This is a genomic window from Rhodococcus sp. IEGM 1330, from assembly GCF_033142445.1.
Lineage (GTDB): Bacteria > Actinomycetota > Actinomycetes > Mycobacteriales > Mycobacteriaceae > Rhodococcoides.
On record NZ_JAWLSB010000006.1, the window covers coordinates 11,605 to 30,963 of the forward strand.

General features: G+C 63.4%; 14 protein-coding genes and 1 tRNA gene. 12 read left to right on the forward strand and 3 right to left on the reverse strand.

Annotation, left to right across the window (positions count from 1 at the left end):
- Positions 1-59 precede the first annotated feature (59 nt).
- The 7 genes from R4P57_RS15245 to R4P57_RS15275 all read left to right on the forward strand — a co-directional run bounded on the left by R4P57_RS15245 (position 60) and on the right by R4P57_RS15275 (position 6,043).
- A complete protein-coding gene (locus R4P57_RS15245; protein WP_317803676.1) occupies positions 60-1,022 on the forward strand; it encodes a ParA family protein in 963 nt (320 codons plus the stop codon).
- A complete protein-coding gene (locus tag R4P57_RS15250) occupies positions 1,019-1,855 on the forward strand; it encodes a segregation and condensation protein A (RefSeq protein WP_317803677.1) in 837 nt (278 codons plus the stop codon). The genes R4P57_RS15245 and R4P57_RS15250 overlap by 4 nt, the downstream gene beginning before the upstream one ends.
- Complete coding sequence (gene scpB, locus R4P57_RS15255; RefSeq protein WP_317803678.1) at positions 1,852-2,535, forward strand: SMC-Scp complex subunit ScpB; 684 nt, start codon at positions 1,852-1,854, stop codon at positions 2,533-2,535. The genes R4P57_RS15250 and scpB overlap by 4 nt, the downstream gene beginning before the upstream one ends.
- Positions 2,536-2,547: 12 nt before the next feature.
- Entirely contained in the window at positions 2,548-3,756 is a 1,209-nt protein-coding gene (locus tag R4P57_RS15260; protein ID WP_317803680.1) for a pseudouridine synthase, read from the forward strand.
- Positions 3,756-4,439 (forward strand): (d)CMP kinase, encoded by a 684-nt coding sequence (gene cmk / locus R4P57_RS15265; RefSeq protein WP_317803681.1) that lies wholly within the window; start codon positions 3,756-3,758, stop codon positions 4,437-4,439. Before R4P57_RS15260 ends, cmk begins: the two co-directional genes overlap by 1 nt.
- Positions 4,436-5,884, forward strand: a complete 1,449-nt coding sequence (gene der / locus R4P57_RS15270; protein WP_037189204.1) for a ribosome biogenesis GTPase Der — start codon at positions 4,436-4,438, stop codon at positions 5,882-5,884. Before cmk ends, der begins: the two co-directional genes overlap by 4 nt.
- Before the next feature lie 85 nt (positions 5,885-5,969).
- Positions 5,970-6,043, forward strand: a tRNA-Pro gene (locus R4P57_RS15275).
- A gap of 342 nt (positions 6,044-6,385) precedes the next feature.
- Here the strand turns inward: R4P57_RS15275 and R4P57_RS15280 are convergent.
- The 3 genes from R4P57_RS15280 to R4P57_RS15290 all read right to left on the reverse strand — a co-directional run bounded on the left by R4P57_RS15280 (position 6,386) and on the right by R4P57_RS15290 (position 9,413).
- Entirely contained in the window at positions 6,386-7,189 is an 804-nt protein-coding gene (locus tag R4P57_RS15280; protein WP_317803682.1) for a DUF1942 domain-containing protein, read from the reverse strand.
- A gap of 717 nt (positions 7,190-7,906) precedes the next feature.
- Positions 7,907-8,512 carry a hypothetical protein gene (locus R4P57_RS15285; protein ID WP_317803683.1) on the reverse strand — a complete coding sequence of 202 codons (606 nt, stop codon included), beginning with the start codon at positions 8,510-8,512 and terminating at the stop codon, positions 7,907-7,909.
- A 229-nt stretch (positions 8,513-8,741) separates the two neighbouring features.
- A complete protein-coding gene (locus R4P57_RS15290) occupies positions 8,742-9,413 on the reverse strand; it encodes a hypothetical protein (protein WP_317803684.1) in 672 nt (223 codons plus the stop codon).
- Between the two features lie 192 nt (positions 9,414-9,605).
- On the opposite strand from R4P57_RS15290, the gene R4P57_RS15295 reads away from it, so the two are divergent.
- The 5 genes from R4P57_RS15295 to R4P57_RS15315 are packed head-to-tail and all read left to right on the forward strand — an operon-like array spanning position 9,606 to position 19,345.
- Positions 9,606-12,965 (forward strand): DUF4132 domain-containing protein, encoded by a 3,360-nt coding sequence (locus tag R4P57_RS15295; protein ID WP_317803685.1) that lies wholly within the window; start codon positions 9,606-9,608, stop codon positions 12,963-12,965.
- Positions 12,962-14,044 (forward strand): AAA family ATPase, encoded by a 1,083-nt coding sequence (locus R4P57_RS15300; protein ID WP_317803686.1) that lies wholly within the window; start codon positions 12,962-12,964, stop codon positions 14,042-14,044. The genes R4P57_RS15295 and R4P57_RS15300 overlap by 4 nt, the downstream gene beginning before the upstream one ends.
- 2 nt (positions 14,045-14,046) lie before the next feature.
- The gene (locus tag R4P57_RS15305) at positions 14,047-16,239 is read left to right on the forward strand and encodes a DUF5682 family protein (RefSeq protein ID WP_317803687.1); all 2,193 of its coding nucleotides are present in this window, start codon (positions 14,047-14,049) and stop codon (positions 16,237-16,239) included.
- Entirely contained in the window at positions 16,236-17,423 is a 1,188-nt protein-coding gene (locus R4P57_RS15310) for a VWA domain-containing protein (protein ID WP_317803689.1), read from the forward strand. The genes R4P57_RS15305 and R4P57_RS15310 overlap by 4 nt, the downstream gene beginning before the upstream one ends.
- Positions 17,420-19,345, forward strand: coding sequence for a hypothetical protein (locus tag R4P57_RS15315; protein WP_317803690.1), 1,926 nt, complete (start codon positions 17,420-17,422; stop codon positions 19,343-19,345). Before R4P57_RS15310 ends, R4P57_RS15315 begins: the two co-directional genes overlap by 4 nt.
- The last annotated feature ends 14 nt before the right edge of the window (positions 19,346-19,359 follow it).

A 19,359-nucleotide genomic window follows, 5' to 3' on the forward strand; every position in this document is an offset into this window, starting at 1 on the left:
CAAGCGGTAGCGTTTGCGTGAACTACTCGAAGACGAACGGGACAGGGGAGCGCTGGAACGTGTCGACACCGCAGCCGCCAGCGGCGGAGTCAGGCTTGGATCATCCACATCTCGAGGGCGCCCTGTTCCAGACGCGTCAACCGGAATCCAGTCGGGAGACACGCGACATCACGCCTGCTCCGAACGAGCTCGGGCCCACTGGTCGTAAGACTCGGCCCGTCCCCGATCCGCAGCCGTTGGCCAGTCACGGCCCGGCCAAGATCATCGCGATGTGCAACCAGAAGGGTGGCGTCGGCAAGACGACGTCGACCATCAATCTCGGTGCCTCGTTGGCCGGCTACGGCCGTCGGGTGCTGCTCGTGGATCTCGACCCGCAGGGCGCACTGTCCGCGGGATTGGGCGTCGCACACCACGAGCTCGATCTGACGGTCTACAACCTCCTCGTCGAAGCGAAGGTCTCTGCCGACGACATCATCATGCGCACTCGCGTCGAGAACCTCGATCTGATGCCCAGCAACATCGATCTGTCGGCGGCCGAAATTCAGTTGGTCACCGAGGTCGGCCGGGAGCAGACACTCGGGCGAGTGCTGCACCCGATTCTCGATCGCTACGACTACGTCCTCATCGATTGCCAGCCGTCTCTCGGTCTGTTGACGGTCAACGCGCTCACGTGTGCCGACGAAGTGCTGATCCCGATGGAGTGCGAGTACTTCAGCCTCCGCGGGCTGGCGTTGCTCAACGACACCGTCGAGAAGGTGCGCGATCGTCTCAACCCGCGTCTGAAGTTGGCCGGCATCGTGGTGACGATGTTCGACGCCCGCACGCTGCACTCGCGTGAGGTGATGACGCGAGTGGTCGAGGTGTTCGGCGACGTCGTCTACGACACGGTGATCACCCGCACCGTCCGATTCCCGGAAACCAGCGTCGCCGGTGAGCCGATCACCACTTGGGCTCCGAAATCCGGCGGCGCGCAGGCGTACCGCGCTCTGGCGCGCGAGGTGATCTACCGGTCGGGTCCGTGACCGTCGACGCCACCGACGAGGCTCCGATCGAGGTCCCCGCCGACGCGGATCCGTCGAAATTCCGAGTGCGGTTGCTCAACTTCGAGGGTCCGTTCGATCTACTGCTGTCGCTGATCAGTCAGCACCGCATGGACGTCACCGAAGTCGCGCTGCACACCGTCACCGACGATTTCATCTCGTTCACCAAGTCGCTCGGTGCCGATGTCGGCCTCGATCAGACGACGGAATTCCTCGTCGTTGCCGCGACATTGCTCGATCTCAAGGCGGCGCGGTTGCTGCCTTCGGGTGATGTGGAGGACGCCGAGGATCTTGCGCTGCTCGAAGTGCGAGATCTACTGTTCGCCCGACTACTTCAATACCGCGCCTACAAGCAGGTCGCCCTACTGTTCGGTGAGCTGGAAGCTGCTGCGCTGCGGCGTTATCCGCGATCGGTTTCGGTGGAAGACAGGTTCGCCGATCTGATCCCGGAGGTGTTGCTCGGCGTCGACCCGGCCACGTTCGCCGACATCGCCGCTGCCGCGTTTCGTCCCAAGCCGATTCCGCAGGTGGGGCTCGATCACATCCATCAGCACGCCGTATCGATTCCCGAGCAGGCCGCGTGGATACTCGAAAATCTGCAGGAACGGGGCCTGAACGAGTGGGCGTCGTTCTCGGAGTTGGTTCAGGACTGCGAGGTGCAGGTCGAAATAATCGCGCGGTTCCTGGCGTTGCTGGAGCTGTTCCGGCAACAGGTGATCGCCTTCGAGCAGCCCGAGCCGCTCGGCGATCTTCGAGTGAGTTGGACCGGTAAGGACGAAGGACCCATCGTGGTCACGGAAGAGGACTACGCATGAGTGCCGACCCAGAACTCGAGCTTGAGGACGTCGACGATTCCGAGGAGCTCGACGACGCCACACTCGCGTCGGCTCTCGAAGCTGTGTTGCTGATCGTCGACACACCGGCCTCGGACGAGCAGCTCGCCTCGGCCGTGGGTGCGTCGGTGACCCGCGTGCGCGCGGCCTTGACGGCGATGGCCGCTGCACTGACCGAACGAACCAGCGGAATCGACCTTCGCTACGCCGGTGACGGATGGCGTTTCTACACCCGAACCGCGTATGCGCCCTACGTCGAACGGCTGCTTCTGGACGGCGCTCGGTCCAAGCTCACACGCGCAGCATTGGAAACCCTGGCCGTCATCGCATATCGTCAACCGTTGACCCGCGCACGAGTCAGCGCCGTACGTGGAGTCAATGTCGATGGAGTGATGCGTACGTTGCTCGCCCGTGGACTGATCTCCGAAGCAGGAACGGACCCGGAGACGACCGGCACGATGTACTGCACCACCGAGTTGTTCCTCGAACGGCTCGGGCTCGCATCGCTCGGTGATCTACCCGAACTGGCACCGCTTTTGCCGGGTGTGGACCTGATCGACGAGATCAGTGACAGCATGGACACCGACCCGAGAATGACCCGCTCCACCAAGAACCGCGGATCGAAACCCGATCCGGCAGCCGAGCTCGACTCGGACGACTGATAGGTAAGACAAGTGAACAAGCCCGCTCGCCGTGATGGCACACCGGACCGTAACAAGAGACAAGACCCACGCAGGAAGCCGGCCGCAGGTAGGTCGGACGCTCCGCGTGACGCGCGCCGCGGAGATCGCACCCGCGACTCTGCGCCCCGTGACGGCGCGCCCCGTGACGGCGCTCCCCGTACCGGAGCCCCTCGTACCGGAGCCCCTCGCACCGGGGGACCTCGCGCAGGCGCACCTCGTACCGGAGCTCCTCGCACAGGAGCCCGACCTGCCCCTCGCCGTGGCGAGCAGGATGAATCGACCGATTACACGCCCGTCGAGACGGGCGTCAACGACCGCAGCAACGACGCCGTTCCTCGCAAGAAGCCCTCGCGTCCCAAGCCGCCGAAGCCGCAGAAGAAGCAGGTTCCGTCGACCACGATCAGCAACGCCAAGCCGGCGAAGCATCAGCACACCGATTCCTCACCGCGCAAGCATGTGCCCGCCGGTGAAGGTGTTCGGTTGCAGAAGGTGCTCGCGCAGGCCGGCGTCGCATCACGTCGCGCCGCCGAGGAACTGATCGCCGACGGCCGCGTCGAGGTCGACGGACGCATCGTCACCGAGCAAGGCATCCGCATCGATCCCAACATCGCTGTGGTCCGTGTCGACGGCACCCGCGTGGTCGTGAAGGAAGAGCTGGTTCATCTCGCGATGAACAAGCCGCGTGGATGGCAGTGCACCATGTCCGACGATCTGGGACGCCCGTGCGTCGGCGACATCGTCTCCGAGCGGGTCCAGGCGGGGCAGCGACTGTTCCATGTCGGCCGCCTCGATGCCGACACCGAGGGGCTGTTGCTCTTCACCAACGACGGTGATCTTGCTCACCGCCTGATGCACCCGTCGTTCGAGGTGTCGAAGACCTACCTCGCGACGTTGTCGGGCACCATTCCCCGCACGCTCGGCAAGCAGCTGCGTGAGGGCGTCACCCTCGACGACGGCCCGGTGAAGGTCGACGGCTTCCAGCTGCTCGACATCTCGGACGGCAAGTCGCTCGTCAAGGTGACCCTGCACGAGGGCCGCAAGCACATCGTGCGTCGGTTGTTCGACAAGGTCGGATTCCCGGTCGGTCGCCTCGTCCGTACCGATGTCGGCAACATCGTGCTCGGCGATCAGCGTCCCGGAACGCTGCGTGTTCTCGGTCGCGGCGAGATCGGCAAGCTCTACGAATCCGTAGGCCTGTGATGAGTGCGCTCGTCGTGGCGATGGACGGGCCCTCAGGCACCGGTAAGTCGTCGGTATCGCGGCGGCTCGCATCGGCGCTCGACGCCAGCTATCTCGACACCGGTGCGATGTATCGCGTCGCGACGGTGTGGGTGCTGCGGTCGGGTGTCGAGCCCACCGACGCCGACGCCGTTGCGAAAGCTGTTGCAGCGCTTCCCCTCGAGATCGGCAAAGACCCACTGTCCGAGACCGTGTTGCTGGGCGGTGAGGACGTCAGCGGTGAAATCCGCGGCGACGCAGTGACCAAGGCCGTCTCGGCCGTGTCCGCAGTGCCTGCAGTGCGTGAACTGTTGGTGCAGCTGCAGCGCGATCTCGTGAACTCGTCGACGCGAATTGTGGTGGAGGGCCGCGACATCGGCACCGTCGTACTTCCCGACGCCAACGTGAAGGTGTTCCTCACTGCGTCCCCGGAAGCGCGGGCGGAGCGTCGCAACAAGCAGAACGTGGAGCAAGGTCGCGGCGACGACTACGAATCCGTGCTCGCGGATGTGCAACGCCGTGATCATGCAGATTCGACAAGAGCAGTGTCACCGCTTCGTCCCGCCGAGGATTCGGTGATCGTCGATACCAGCGAGCTGGATCTCGACGGTGTGATGGAGCGCTTGCTGCTCGTGGTGAACGACAGAACTGGAGCAGTGCAGTGAGCGAAGAATTCTTCTCCGGCGCAGCGGAAACCGCGGGCGACGGAATATGGAGTGACGAGGGCGAGTGGGAGTACGTCGACCTCAACGAGGGCGAAGACGGCGAAGATGCCGTTGCCGTACCGACTCTCGCCGTGGTGGGGCGTCCGAACGTCGGTAAGTCGACGCTCGTCAACCGCATCATCGGACGACGCGAAGCCGTCGTCGAGGACGTCCCCGGCGTCACCCGCGACCGGGTGTCGTACGAGGCCAACTGGAGTGGTCGACGCTTCCTGGTGCAAGACACCGGCGGCTGGGAGCCCGACGCCAAGGGTCTGCAGGCATCCGTTGCGCGCCAAGCCGAGTTGGCCATGCACACCGCGGACGCGATCCTGTTGGTCGTCGACGCGCGAGTCGGCTCGACGACGACGGACGAGGCTGTCGCACGAGTACTGCGCCGGTCGAAGACTCCGGTTCTGTTGGTGGCCAACAAGGTCGACGACGGGCGCACCGAGTCCGAGGTTGCCGCACTGTGGTCGCTGGGGCTGGGGGAGCCGCTGTCGGTTTCGGCCACCCACGGCCGTGGTACCGGTGATCTGCTGGATCGTGTGCTCGAGGCGTTGCCCGAGACTCCGCGTGAGGGCATCCCCGGTGGGGGACCCAGGCGTGTCGCTTTGGTCGGCAAGCCGAACGTGGGCAAGTCGTCGCTGATCAACAAGCTCTCGGGCGATGAGCGCTCGGTGGTTCACGACGTTGCAGGCACCACCGTCGACCCCGTCGACTCGTTGGTCGAATTGGGCGGCAAGACATGGCGATTCGTCGATACCGCCGGGCTGCGTAAGCGCGTCAGTCATGCCAGTGGTGCCGAGTTCTACGCGTCGCTGCGCACCAAGTCCGCGATCGAGGCCGCCGAGGTCGCGATTCTGCTTCTCGACGCCTCCGAGGTGATCTCGGAGCAGGACATGCGCGTGCTCAGCATGGTCGCCGATGCCGGCCGCGCGCTGGTGTTGGCGTTCAACAAGTGGGACCTGGTGGACGACGATCGTCGTCAGCAGCTCGAGAAGGAGATCGATCGCGATCTCGCTCGGGTGCCGTGGGCGCAGCGAGTGAACATCTCGGCGCAGACGGGCCGTGCAGTGCAGAAGCTCGTGCCTGCGCTCGAGACGGCTCTCGAGTCCTGGGACAAGCGTGTGCCCACCGGCAGATTGAACACGTGGCTCAAGGAGGTCGTGGCGGCCACTCCGCCGCCGATGCGTGGCGGACGTCTGCCGCGCATCATGTTCGCGACGCAGGCCAGCACACGGCCGCCGACGTTCGTTCTGTTCACCACCGGCTTCCTCGAGGCCGGCTACCGCCGCTTCATCGAGCGGCGTCTGCGTGAAGAGTTCAACTTCGACGGCAGCCCCGTGCGCGTCTCGGTACGTATCCGCGAGAAGCGGGAACGGCCGGGCAAGGGCAACAACCGCTGATGTAGCCCGGCCCCGACCCCCAGCAGGCGATTTCCTCTCAGGGGTAGGGCTGGGGTAATCTCAGCAAGCGCCTTTCGAGGCGCGGCGGGCTGTGGCGCAGTTTGGTAGCGCACTTGACTGGGGGTCAAGGGGTCGCAGGTTCAATTCCTGTCAGCCCGACAGATAGTTGCAGGTCAGAGGCGGTTTCGGAGAAATCCGGGGCCGCCTTTTTCGTGTGCGTGCCGCGGGAGTGTCACTACTCGTTTCTTACAGGCTCGGCAACCGGAAACCGTCGGGTCCAGGTAGATCCAGCGAAGGCCGGAAATCGGCAACGGATGGGCGATTGGATATGAGCGGACGAAGCCACTCGATTCGGCTTGTTCGCGGTCACGTAGCGACTGAGTCCGGAGGGATCCGTAGCAGGCTTGGAAACTGCAGGTTGAAATCAGTGGCTCCGGATCGGGTTCCATTCAGATCAGGCCCCTGTTGACGCGGTGGATGCATCTGCGAGCAGCGGTCGGGTCAGCACGGGATGATGTAGTTCGGGTCTGTGGTGGTGTCGAGCCATTTGCCATACGAGTCGGCGCCGGATGCCGCGACGGCGGCGCATACCTGGGCCGCGGTCGTGCCGGCGATGCGGTAGACCGCGTAAATGACGTTTCCGTCTGTGGTGGCTTGTCGAAGCGACGGACATGCGTTGTCGGTGCGCAGATACTGCGAACCTGGGTTGGCGAGGAGTTGCGCGGCGACCTCCTGCGCGTAGCTACTGGGATTGGTGGCTGAATACAGCACGACGATTCCTGTGCCGTCACACGACGGGACTGACATGGTGGAGTCAAGGCCGAGGTCGCCTCTCGCCGGGCCGGACGATGGCGTAGGTGCGGTCGCTGACGAGGGGGCTGCCGATGGCGCGGATGCTGCTGATTGTCCGACCCACTTCGCCAACTCGTCTCCGAGGGCACCGTTGTAGCGAATGGATGCAATCGGCGGTCCGGTGACATCGAAGGCGACAACTCCTTTGAGGAGGTCGCCCGATGTGACGGTTGCTGTCGATAGTTGCCCGTCGACGGTCCCGAGGGCTGCGTCGTAGGAGGTGCCGTCGGCCGCCCTGGCAGTGAAGTAGAGGGGATTGACGTTTGTGGTCCCTCGGATGCCTTCCAATGTGACTGTGATCTGCTGCAGTTCACCGGCGGCGGGGAGACCGTACTTCGACCCTAGTGCAGGGGTGAGGGTTTGGACGGTGATGCGAGTCGTCACGTCGTCGTCGGTGACATCCTGTGCGGCTCCGATCGGAACCGCCGCATCGGTCGGTGGTGCGGTAGGCACCCCGGTTCTGGTGCTGCTTTCTGCTGTTGGGACGCCGTTGGTACTGCTGCAACCTGTCAGCACTAGCGCGGCTATGGCGGGGACAAGGAGCCACGATGCTCCGGTGTACTTGCGCGTCATTGATGCGTCCCGTTTCTGTGTCGATGGATTGCCGATCACATATCTGCGTGCGATGTCGGGCGTTACATCTGAGCACCGGACGGCGTGATGGAGCTGGCATCGAGTTCTCTGCCGTCGGACCGCTGATGGTAGGTGACGGAATCGAGTTTGTGCGCAAGTTCACCGTTTTGCGACCCGCTAACAGCGCCGGGTCAACGTGCCTGCGGGCAAGCTGGGACTGACATGTGCGGCTATCGGTCGGCTTTCGCTTCTTTGACCGCGGCCCGGGTCGATCGTTACTCTCCGAATCGGTTGTGGCCACGCCAATTCGCTGTGTGTGAATCCGATGCATGGCCGGCGTTTTACCTGCGTGTCCACGACAGAGCCCAGGCAGGTCGGCCAGTCGGTGGCCGATGGCGGTCTACGTCGTTTCAGGCCAAAGCTGCTTCGACGGCCGAATCCTGCTCCGCGAGCAGCGTGTACTCGAGGAGCAACCGTCGACCACGCGGGCCTGCAAGCAACCAGTTGACCGCACTCATTCGTACACCCTCTCAGACAGTCCACCGGCAAGCCATCAAGTAACAACGTAACGCGTTCACCCCGAAGGCATCTGCGCGATCAGTGGGTCCGCAGGCCGGGTTCGGCTGCGATGTCAGCCAGTTGTTCGACGGTCAGGGCGCCGGTGATGGAGACGTCGATCAAGCTTCCGTCAGAGGTGTATGCGCGCGCACGGCGTCCGTTCTCGTTGTCCGACGTGTCGATGATTGTGCCGTCGTCCAGTGTCCGGCGTTCTTGGACGTATCCGGTGATGCACGGTCCTGCGGGTGTGTCCGACCGTTGCACGACGACTGTCAGGTCACCCTCCTCGCCCCTCAACGCTACCAATGCCTGCGCAGTGGTTTCGCTCCCGAAGGGTTGGAACTGAAGCGGGGGAGTTATCGAGTACGGCAACACCTCTGTGTCGGCTGGTAAGGCAGCACGCAACGCGTCGGACATGTTGACCGCCTTGGTATCCGAGAACCATCCGTAATCGGAATCAGCGTAGCGCCTGTCCTCGATGAAGGAATAGTCGATGTTGTGTGTGTCGTCGGGCTCCACTACTTCGTCGCAGCCGGGAATCGCAGTGGCGTCCGACCGAGAGTGGTCCGATACACCTGTGACCACAACGACCGCAGCGCCTATGACTACGGCGGCTACCGCCGACCAGGCCAAGAATCTACGCATTCCGCTGTTCGCCACCTATAAGCACATCGTTGGTCGATATTCGCGCGTCGATGTCGGCACCGCAATCGGACTGCTTGGATGTGCGTCGAAAGGAGGCCAATTCACGGTGCCGAAACCGGTGAAACCGCCCGCTCGACTCGGAGCAGAACCGCAGTTGCTCGACGGAAATGGATTCGATCACGCTGTTGACCCTGCCAGCTCGCAGCGGCTCAGAGCGACCATTTACCACCTAGTCATCACCCCTGATCGCGTAGTTGATACGACGCGGCGCATCGGGGTCCCGCGGAGGTGGCTTCTGACGTTCGAAGGCCGCCTGGAACCACCCGCCTGGTGGAATCTCGATCTCGGGAGTCGTCCTGTCATCGAGGTCGAACTGGGTGCCCGTATCCGGATCGACCTCGTCCCAGAGCTTTCTCACTTCGTATGTTGCCGAATAGAATTCGCTCGCATCCACACTATGACGTGTCTCGTCGATCCCGAAGTGGGGCCACGCGAAATACACATGCAGAGGACCGGCGGGCGGAACGGGTGCCAGAATGAGGCCGCTTCGACTGTGCAGACGGTTTCCGCCACCGCCGCTGGGGCTCAATCCCGTTCGCCTGCCGGGTAGGTTTGTGGAGACGGTTCCGTCGGCATCTTCGAAACCGAGGAGCATCGGCGGCGTGTGATTCGACTCTGGTCTACCGAACCCGTACATACCCAGCAAGCGATCAGATTCTCGGACATTGGCTTCGACCGTGAAGGTCATGCATGTGCTGTAGATCCGTGCACCGCTGAGCCACGCACCGATCCTCTCCGTTTCGGCCAGAACCAACCTCAGAGGTACTACGGCCGGGATCTCGTTGATGGGCACGCCCCGAAACTGCGGTGGGTGAGGGCCGGATGCGGGTGTGTCGTTCACGACCGTCACTCTCCCGCGGACCTATGCGGTGCGCAAGGCCAGATGTCGTTCCGGCATGCCGTCCGGTCTGTTCGCACGCGCCGCCCGCACTTCGCTGCCAGACCGGGCGGTATGCGATCACCGGTGGGCGATCGTTTTGCCCGCTATCATTCTCGGCACGTCGCCGAACAGAGCGGGACCTCGAGGAGATGCGTGAGCCACAGTACGTCCGAGTCCGAGTCCGAGTCCGAGTCCGTGCCGCCGTTCTCGTGGCTGCCGATGAAATACCCCCGACGCGGTGGCTATCCCGCCAGTGTCGCGCCGGTCGATCCTGACGCAGGCGTCGAACTAGCGAAGATCGAGACAGACGAACTCAGCCTCCAGTACGCGTCCTGGTACCTCGTTAACGACACCAACCCCGACGAATTGACGATCGCCGCCAGGAAGTACCAGGCAGGCGACGTCTCGGCCCTTGGTGCCGCCGCTCTGTATTTTCTCCTGAACCGATTCGTAAGTCGCGACGAATTGCGAGTTATCTCGATCATCGACGGCTGGGTGGCCAGGCACGGCTTGGTCTTCGCGGTCGAAGCGCTTCTGGAATTGTCCGACATGCGGTTCGTGAGCGAAAGGGTGCTGGTTGCGGACCTCCCGGAGGGTGCCGTATTCGGCGTCGTTTCCTACGGTCATACCGCGCCCGATGCGGAATTCAAGGTGCCGAAATATGCGACGCGAGAACGTTTCGCGCAGGTAGATGGGTACGACGAGCAACTGACTTACTCTCCGCGCGAGTTCATGCTCGATCGGATGCGCGGGTTGATCGCGGTGGCGTCGGCCGAGGAGTACGCGGCGGCCCGCCGCGCGGCGTCGACGCGGCGAGGCAACACCGTGCGAAAGCTGACTGCAACGTTCATCTTCCCGACCGAGCTAGAGTGGTCCGAGGAGCTGATCATGGTGCTGCGTCCTCAGTCGTACCACTGGAGCACGCAGCTGATGGTCTCGGCGAACACGCCAGAACAGCTTCATCGAAGCGACGACGCCGCTTACGGGCACCGGCGGTGGCTGCTCGACGATGCGATGACAGCAGCGGTGGTGGACGGTATCGGCCCGCCGATACTGCCTGTGTTGCTGGACGCTTTCGACACGCCGAATCCGTACGGAAATGCGCACGACGAGTCCTGGCTTCTGCGAATACTGCACGCCCTTTCGGCTATCCCCACCGACGATGCGTTCGAGGCTCTGGTCCAACGTGGCGGGATGAAGAACGGGCAGCCTATCGTCCTTCGGGCGATGCAGAACTATCCGCGTCGAGCGTTCCGTGTTCTGGTAGAGGCTGATTCGGGATTGTTCGATCGCCACGTACGGCAGAATCCGGACTTGGCGCGCGAGATCGCCTCCACGTTGCCGGAGAGAGCGCAACGCAGGATCGCAGAACTGACCACCTTGTTGCCGATGGCGACCGACCTTCCGTCGATCCTCGTCAGTCCGCCGTGGTCGACGCGTAAGAAGGTGCCTGATGCAGCCGTCATCACGGGGCTCGGTGTTCCGCACATTCACAGGATGGCCTGGTTGCCAGGCGAACTCGAAGCCATCAAGAACACGCCGAGTGACTATTCGTACACGACATGGGACGAGTACAAGCGGTACATACCAGATACCTCGCCGACCGATGCGCGGGATTGGAATGCCTGGATAATCTTCCTCATCGCGCCGGACGAGGTCGCCCGGCCGTTCCTGACCGACTGGACGGGAACAACTCTCAAAGATCCCTTGCGCGTCGTTGCGCGCTACGAACTCGACGCTTTACCGCTCATGCTCCGCTTCACTCGAGCTCATCCCGGTGCTGCGGCACCGTATCTGATGCCGTACGTCGATATCGATGTCGCGCGCGTGCACGCGACGATGTTCGCCACCCGGAAGAACTTACGTAAGCCGGCATTGGCGTGGCTCGTCCGACACGCGGCGGACGCGGCAACGCTACTGATCCCCGACGCCGTGGGAAAGGCTGGGGCGCAGAAAGATCACGCTGCAGCAGCATTACGCGGACTCGCGCGAGCCACCTCACGAGACACAGTCTTGGCCGGAGCGAACAGATACGGGGAAGACGTATCGGCAGCGATCGCGACCATCGTCGATCTCGATCCGCTGGAAGTACTACCGAAGCGCATTCCGAGAACACCGGCCTGGGCCGACGTGCCGTCGCTGCCGCCGATACTGACCGCGGACAGGTCCGCTGCTCTGCCTGATTCCGCCACGGCGCATATCTTGACGATGTGCGCTGTAAGCACAATCGATGCACCGTACGCAGGGCTCGAGACGGTGGCCGAGTACTGCGATCGCGGGTCACTCGCCGACGCAGCGTGGGAGCTCTTTCAGCGATGGTGGGGAGCGGGTGCGCCCTCGAAAGACAACTGGGTAATCCTCGCACTCGGTTGGCTGGGCGACGACGCGACAATCGGAAAACTGGCACCACTCATCAGGCGTTGGCCAGGCGAGAACGGCACTGCCAGAGCCCAACTGGGGCTGGATGCTCTGGCTGCGCACGGCTCCAACCGAGCTCTCACAGAGTTGGACCACATCTCGCGGAAGATGAAGTTCAAGTCCCTCAAGGTCGGCGCGCAGCAGCGGGTCGCGGAGGTCGCGGAAAGCCTCGGTCTCGATCGTGAGCAGTTGGCCGACCGCATAGTCCCCACCCTCGATCTGTCGTCGTCGGGAACCATGATGTTCGACTACGGTGAACGGTCCTTCACTGTCGGCTTCACCGAAGCGCTCGTTCCCTTCGCGCTCGACGAGAATGGGAAGAAGACGACGGGTCTGCCCAAGGCCACCACCCGCGACGATGCCATCCTCGCGGAGGAAGCCAAGAAGGGCTTCGCCACACTCAAGCGCGAAGCCAAAGCTGTTGCAACCGAGCAGATCAAGCGACTCAATCGGTCGATGGTGATCGGACGGCGATGGACGGCCGACGAGTTCACCCAATACGTGCTGGGACATCCGCTGCTGATACACGTGGCTCGTCGTCTCCTGTGGGCGTCGTTCGACGACAGCAACAATCCTGCAGTGGTGTTCCGGGTCGCGGAAGACAGCACCCTCGCAGACATCGACGACGAGGCCCTGGAGCTTCCCGACGGACGGATAGGTCTGGTTCATCCGGCACACATACCGGACACGGTCGGTACTTGGTCGAACGTATTCGCCGATTACGAGATACTGCAGCCGTTCCCACAGTTGGGCCGACCGGTACACGACCCATTGCCAGGCGACATCGACGGCAGTGGCCTGGCCAGGTTCACCGGGGTGACTGCGACCCCGAGCCAGGCCTTGCGATTGACCTACCGTGGATGGGAACCGGTGTGGGAGAACCCCGTGTCCTGGGGTCAGGGCTTGCTTTACCAACTCAGCGACGATGTCTCGGTGCTGCTGGGACTCGAACCGGGGATGGGGACAGGTGATCCCTACAACGGGTACCCGGACCAGAAACTCGTCTCGGTGAACTTGCGAGGAGGGACCTTGAACGACGTCGACCGTGCGACCGTCTCGGAGCTCATCGCCGATCTGGATGGGTTCGCGTCGTGACGACGGGAGTGCAGCGGCCACCCGCCGAGGAGCGGTACGCAGATGAGCTCGAGCGACTGACCGACGAGGACATCGGTCCGAGGCCACCCGGGTGGAAATTGAGTCTGAAGGCGGCCCGCACCTTCGTGATGGGCGACGCCCACCGCGGAATCGTCCCGAAATATGTCGGAAACCCGTCACTTGTCGAACGGTCGCTCGTCACCTTGGCGACCACACGCGGATTGATGTTGGTCGGTGAGCCCGGTACCGCGAAATCGATGCTGTCCGAACTCATTGCGGCTGCTGTCAGTAGGGATTCCACACTCACCATCCAAGGTGGCGCTGCGACCACCGAGGATCAGATCAGGTACTCGTGGAATTACGCGCTCTTGGTAGCTGAGGGCCCTTCCCTGCGATCGATGGTTCCGGCACCCATGCTGCGTGGCATGTCCGAGGGCCGCATCGTGCGCTTCGAGGAGATCACCCGATGCCCACTCGAAGTGCAGGACACCATGCTGTCGCTGTTGTCCGAACGCGTGCTCGCGGTGCCCGAACTCGCCGGAACGGATGCAATGGTTTACGCGCGTGAGGGATTCAACGTCATCGCGACGGCAAATACCCGAGACCGAGGAGTGAACGAAATGAGCGCCGCGCTCAAACGACGCTTCAACTTCGAGACAGTACATCCGATTGCAGATTTCGACACCGAGGTCGCGCTGGTGCGGGCAGAGTCGGCAGCGCTGTTGCGGGCATCCGGGGTGGGGATAGATCAAGATCCGGCGGTCTCGGAACTTCTCGTGACGCTGTTCCGTGACTTGCGATCGGGCTTTACCGAAGCCGGTACTCCCGTCGAGCGGTTGTCGTCGGTGATGAGCACGGCCGAGGCGGTCTCGCTCGCGCATGCCACCGGAATTCGCGGCTGGTACATGCGCGGCGATGCAGGCACGCTCACCGATCTCGCGGAGTCGCTGGCCGGCACCGCGGCGAAAGACAACGCCGAGGACACAGCGAGGTTGCGTCGCTACATCGAGCAGCGATCGTCCTACCGATCGAGCGAGGCGTGGCGAGAGCTGCGCGAAGCTCACGCACGTCTGAGCTAGTGGTGGAACGTCCCGATGGCGACGAGGTGGCCGTCATCGGCGTGCGGCATCACAGTCCTGCCTGCGCGCGCGTGGTCGCCGACACCATCGAGCGATTGCGGCCGGCCCACGTCTTGATCGAAGGTCCGGTGGATTACACAGACCGCATCGGCGAGTTGACGCTCGGACATCGACTTCCGATCGCGTTGTTCTCGCACGCCCGCAGGGGTACACACACCCAGGTGGCGTGGAATGTCTACACCGAGTTTTCGCCGGAGTGGGTGGCACTGCGAGCGGCCACCGGAACGGATGCGGCAGTTCGGTTCATCGACCTTCCGTCGTGGCATCTCGACTTCGATTCTGGGCCTATCGAATACAGCCCAGCGGCTGTGGAGGCAGTCGAGAGGATGGGGCTCGACACCGTCGATGCGATGTGGGACCACGTCGTCGAAGCGCGGGCAGGCGCGCTGACGACCGAAGAGATGCGAGATATCCTCGACAGCTACTTCGGCCTGATTCGCGGCGATGATGTCGTCGTCTCCGAACGCGAGAAGTACATGGCATCCTGGGTGAAAGCAGCTCGTGAACAGGGCGGGTCGGTCGTTGTCGTGTGCGGCGGATTCCACCGTGCCGCGATCGTGTCGGAGCTCGAGACGGGACCACCGGCCGATGACAGCTGGCCGGCCGTTCCGATTCCGGACTCTGCCCTCGACGTCGGAAGCTATCTGATCCCGTACTCCTACCGTCGCCTCGAACTCGAAGGACCGTGGTGGTACCAGCAGCTTTGGGAAGATCAGGCTCATGCGTCGGACATCGCGATCGAGGCCGTCGTGCTGAATCTGCGGTCCCGCGGACACCGGGTTTCCACCACCGACTTCGCCGGATTCCGAACCCAGGTCGATGTTTTGGCGGCGATGCGAGGTCACTCGGTGCCCACGCGTCGTGACGTACTGGACGGTGCCGCGAGCACACTCGTCGACGAGGCCATCCCCTCGCCGCTGCCGTGGACGCGTGCGGGTGAACCACTCGGCGTCGAAGCTGACCCGGTGATCGAGGTATGCATCCGAACGTTGAGGGGAGAGCGGCGAGGGGAACTGCATCCTGACGCCCCGGCACCTGGGCTGGTCCATCACGTCGACATGCTGCTCGAAGAGTTCGAATTGATTTCCGGGACTTTGTCTCTGGATCTTACTGACGAACGCGAGCGTTCGAGAAGTCGCGTGCTGCATCAGCTACGACTACTCGGCATTCCTGGCTTCGAGCGTGCTGCCGGACCGAGCGGTGGCTCCGAGGTGCGGTCGATCGACGAGTGGGTGATCACCGACCACGGCGGCCGAGTTCCGGCACTCATCGAGGCCGCCGCGTACGGGCACACGCTGGTGGACGCGGCGGGTGCAGTGCTCGTATCCTCGTTGCGGTCGGCGGGCAGTGACATGGCGGGCGTCGCACGGATTATGTTCGACGCAGTGTTGTGCGGATTGGACGACGTGTCGAACACGTCGGCATCGGCGGCGATCCAATCACTGGACACTGCAGTTGATCTCGCCGATACCGGGCTACTTCTGCGCACCGCCCTCGATCTGTGGCGACACGATTCGCTGTTCGGGAGTCGAGGTTCGGCGCTGCTCGGAGAAGTGGTGGCAGCCGCGTCGCCCACGGTGCTGACGCTCGCTCGGCGAGTCCGAGCAACAGGGGGCGCAGATTTCCGTCGAATCGCGGCCGTCGCGGCCATCGCCGATGCCATGCAGTACGCAGGGCACCTCTTGCGCGACGACCCGTCAACAGAACTGGATCTGCTGGCGCGTGACAGCGGTGCCGCAGTGGATATGAGGGGATCGGCACTGGGCGCGTCGTGGACTCGAACCACGCCGGAAGATGCGGCGGCTGCCGTGCGATCCATACCCTCGGATCGGCTCGGCGACTGGCTGTCCGGTCTCTTCGGCGTCGCGCGTGAACGTTTTCTCGATGCCGGTTCCGGTGACGCAGTGTTGACGGCCGTCGACGCCGTCGTAGGACGGATGACCGAGCATGATTTTCTGACGGCGTTGCCGGCTCTGAGGCAGTCCTTCGAGTTCTTTCCTCCGCGTGAACGCGAGGTCATCGCTCTACGCGTGGCACCAACGCCTGCCGGCCCGGCCATTACGGCCTCGGTAGCGTCCGGCGAGCTACTGGACGAGCGAGTCGATCGGGCGCTCGCGAACATTGGATTGCAATGAACTCCGAGCGATGGCGATTGATCTTGGGTGACGCCAGCTCCGGTGCACTCGGTGACCCCACAGGTATTGCTGCAGAACAGGATTCCGCGCTGGAATGGCTGTATGGCCGCGACGCGGCCCGTGCCGCCCAGGGCGTGCGCTCGGGTGGTTCACGTGCTCGAGCAGGCGGTGCTCCGGAGAAGGGGCAAGAAGGCGAAGGTACGGCACTGCACCGCGACCGTCGCGGACGGCCGAGCGGGGTCGGGACAACGGTGGTGAGCGCAGTGGATTGGCTCGACGACATCCACCGCTTATTTCCGCGTGAGACTGTTCACCGCCTCGAAAGAGACGCAGTCGAGAAATACGAGATCACCGAGGTGGTCACCGATCCCGAAGCTCTCGAGCGAATCGAACCGAGCGTGACACTCCTGCGCGCGGTATTGCGAACGAAGCATCTGATGGACCCGCGGGTTCTCGCGCTGGCCAAGAAGGCTGTCGACAAGGTTGTGAAAGAGCTGATCGAGAAGCTGTCCGTCGACGTCCGCAAGACCTTCCACGGCACGCGCAGCCGGCAGCGCACCTCCTTCCGGAACTCTCGCAATTTCGATTTTCCTGCAACGGTTCTCGCGAACCTCAAGCACTGGAGCACCGAGACACGATCCATCGCGATCGAGAAACCTCTGTTCACTTCGCGCACCCGGCGACACACCGACACCTGGACACTCATACTGCTGGTCGACCAGTCAGGATCGATGATCGATTCCGTCGTCCATTCCGCCGTCACAGCGGCATGCTTCTGGAACGTCCCTGGTCTGCGAACGCACCTCATCGCGTACGACACCAACGTTGTCGACCTCACGTCGGAGGTTCTGGATCCGGTGGAACTGTTGATGGGCGTGCAACTCGGTGGCGGCAACGATGGTGCCAAGGCGGTGGACTATGCCGGGCAGCTGGTCGAGACTCCCCGCCGAACCATCGTGGTGATCATCTCCGATCTGTACGAGAGTCAAGCGGATCGGTTCGTGCGCAGCGTATCTCGCTTGACCGACGAGGGCGTGCGAGTGTTGGCGTTGGCAGCACTCGACGAGTCCGGCGAACCCGACTACGACCGAGAGATCGCCCAGCGTCTCGCCCGGCTGGGGGTGCACGTGGGGTCGATGACACCGGGCGGGCTCGCGGAGTTCGTTGCCGGGTGCATCCGATGACCGCCGAATCCATGCGACCGGACGTGGCGGCGCTCACCGACGAGGCACTGGTGCTCGTCACCAATCGTGGCCTGGTCAAAAGAGCAGTGCGGATGGTCGAGGAGAATCCACCGGACTTGTCGGCATCAATCGAACGTATCGTCGCCCGGTTCGCCGACGGCGTCGTGACCGAGCTCCCGGCTTCGTTGCCGTTCACCGACGCGTCGTGCTCCTGCGGCGCGAGCTCGGCGTGCAGGCATCGCCTCGGTCTGGTGCTCGCCTATCGTTCGAGATTCGGTACCGGTGTCGGCGGACCGGACTGGACACCAGGCGTATTCGACGACGACCTTGTCGAATCGCACGTCGGTGTGGCCGCGATGCGGCGGGCGAAGCGGATCCGCGGAGAGGGTTACCAGGCGACAGTGCATCGCCCCGAGGGCACCGACTCGATTGTGCGTGTCGAGTTGCCGCACTGCACAGTTCGGTTCTTGACTCCTCACGATGTGGGTCACACTCATTCGTCGGCGTCCGAGCATGCACCGCCGGAGTCGATCGCCCTTGCGGTGTGGGCCGTACGAGCGGCTGACGAATCGGGTAGCGACGAGGTGTTCGTCAGTAGTGTTGCGATCATTCATGATTCGGCTGGGATATCGCGAGCAAAGGTTGTTGCCCGAACCATTCTCGTCGATGGGCTGGCTGGGTCGTCGGGAGTGCAACACGCATCCGCAGTGCGGGCTGCTCGTGCGGTCGAGGCAGCGTCGACGGTATGGCTCGCCGACGCCTGTGCGGAACTGTCCGATCAGGTCGAGGCCTATGCCGCAAGGAATGCCCGTCACGACCGCGTCCGGGTGGCGTCGTTGATCGCAGAGATCCACGCGCGAGTTCAGCTCGGAGGGGCGACCGACTCGGCGCTTGCCGGAATGGCATTGGGAACCGAGACTGCGGGCGAAACTCCGCTCAGACGTTCACGTCTGGTCGGTCTGGGTGCACGCGTAACGGCCACCGGTGACGACGTGAGTGTCGACGTCTACTTCTCCGAAATCGATACGGATGCCGTTTATCTGATGCGGCATCAGTGGCTGGGGGAGCTGCTCACCGGTCATGCCGTGGCGGGGCGCAGAGTTGCGGGGACCACTGTCGGAGCCTTGGCTGCGTCGACCATCGTCACCGAATCGGCTGTTCGGCGCGCGAACCGGTCGATTCGGTTGGGACGCAGAGGTATCGGAAAGACCTCGATCCTTCCACTCGGGGCCGACGCTTGGGCGAATTCGGCCGTCCTCTCCTCGGACTACGACGATGTGCGTCTACGTTTGACCGAACGCAGGCCGTCGTTCGCACGGAATCGGCTGCTGACGGACGGGGTCGGCATAGTGAGCATCGACGCTGTGGTCGACACCGACTATTCTCCGGCGGGTCAGACTTCGACGGTGGTGGTCGAGGACGGTAAGGGGCGTCGGGCACAGATTGTGGTCGAGCATCGAGCGGAGGCTCCCGACGCTATCGACGCTGTTCTCCATGCGATGTCGTCGGGCCCGCGGGCGGTGGCAGGTCGAATGAGTGTCCGGTCAGGGCAGGTCTGCATCACGCCGTACTCGATTGCGTGCGATCTCGGTGTGGTCGTGCCCGATCTCGCGCCTCAGGTGGGTATGTCGGGTCTGATTCGCTCGGCGGGCGAGGTAGATCAGGATCGCGTCGTCGATGTCGTTGCAGGATGTCTGTCGACCTTGGCGGATCTCTCGCACCGTGGCTTGCGGTTCGTTTCGGAGGCTGATGTGGTTGCGATTCGCGGGCGTGCTGACCTCTCGAGATCGGTAGGGATGAAGTCGACGGGTCTTTCGCTCGGTCACCTTGCCGACGCACTCGCCGGTGATGACTTGGAGGCGTCCGCAGACGCATGGGTGCGTGCGGTTCTCCGTTTGCTGGTCGCCGACGAACTTGCTTGACGGTCGACGCTCTC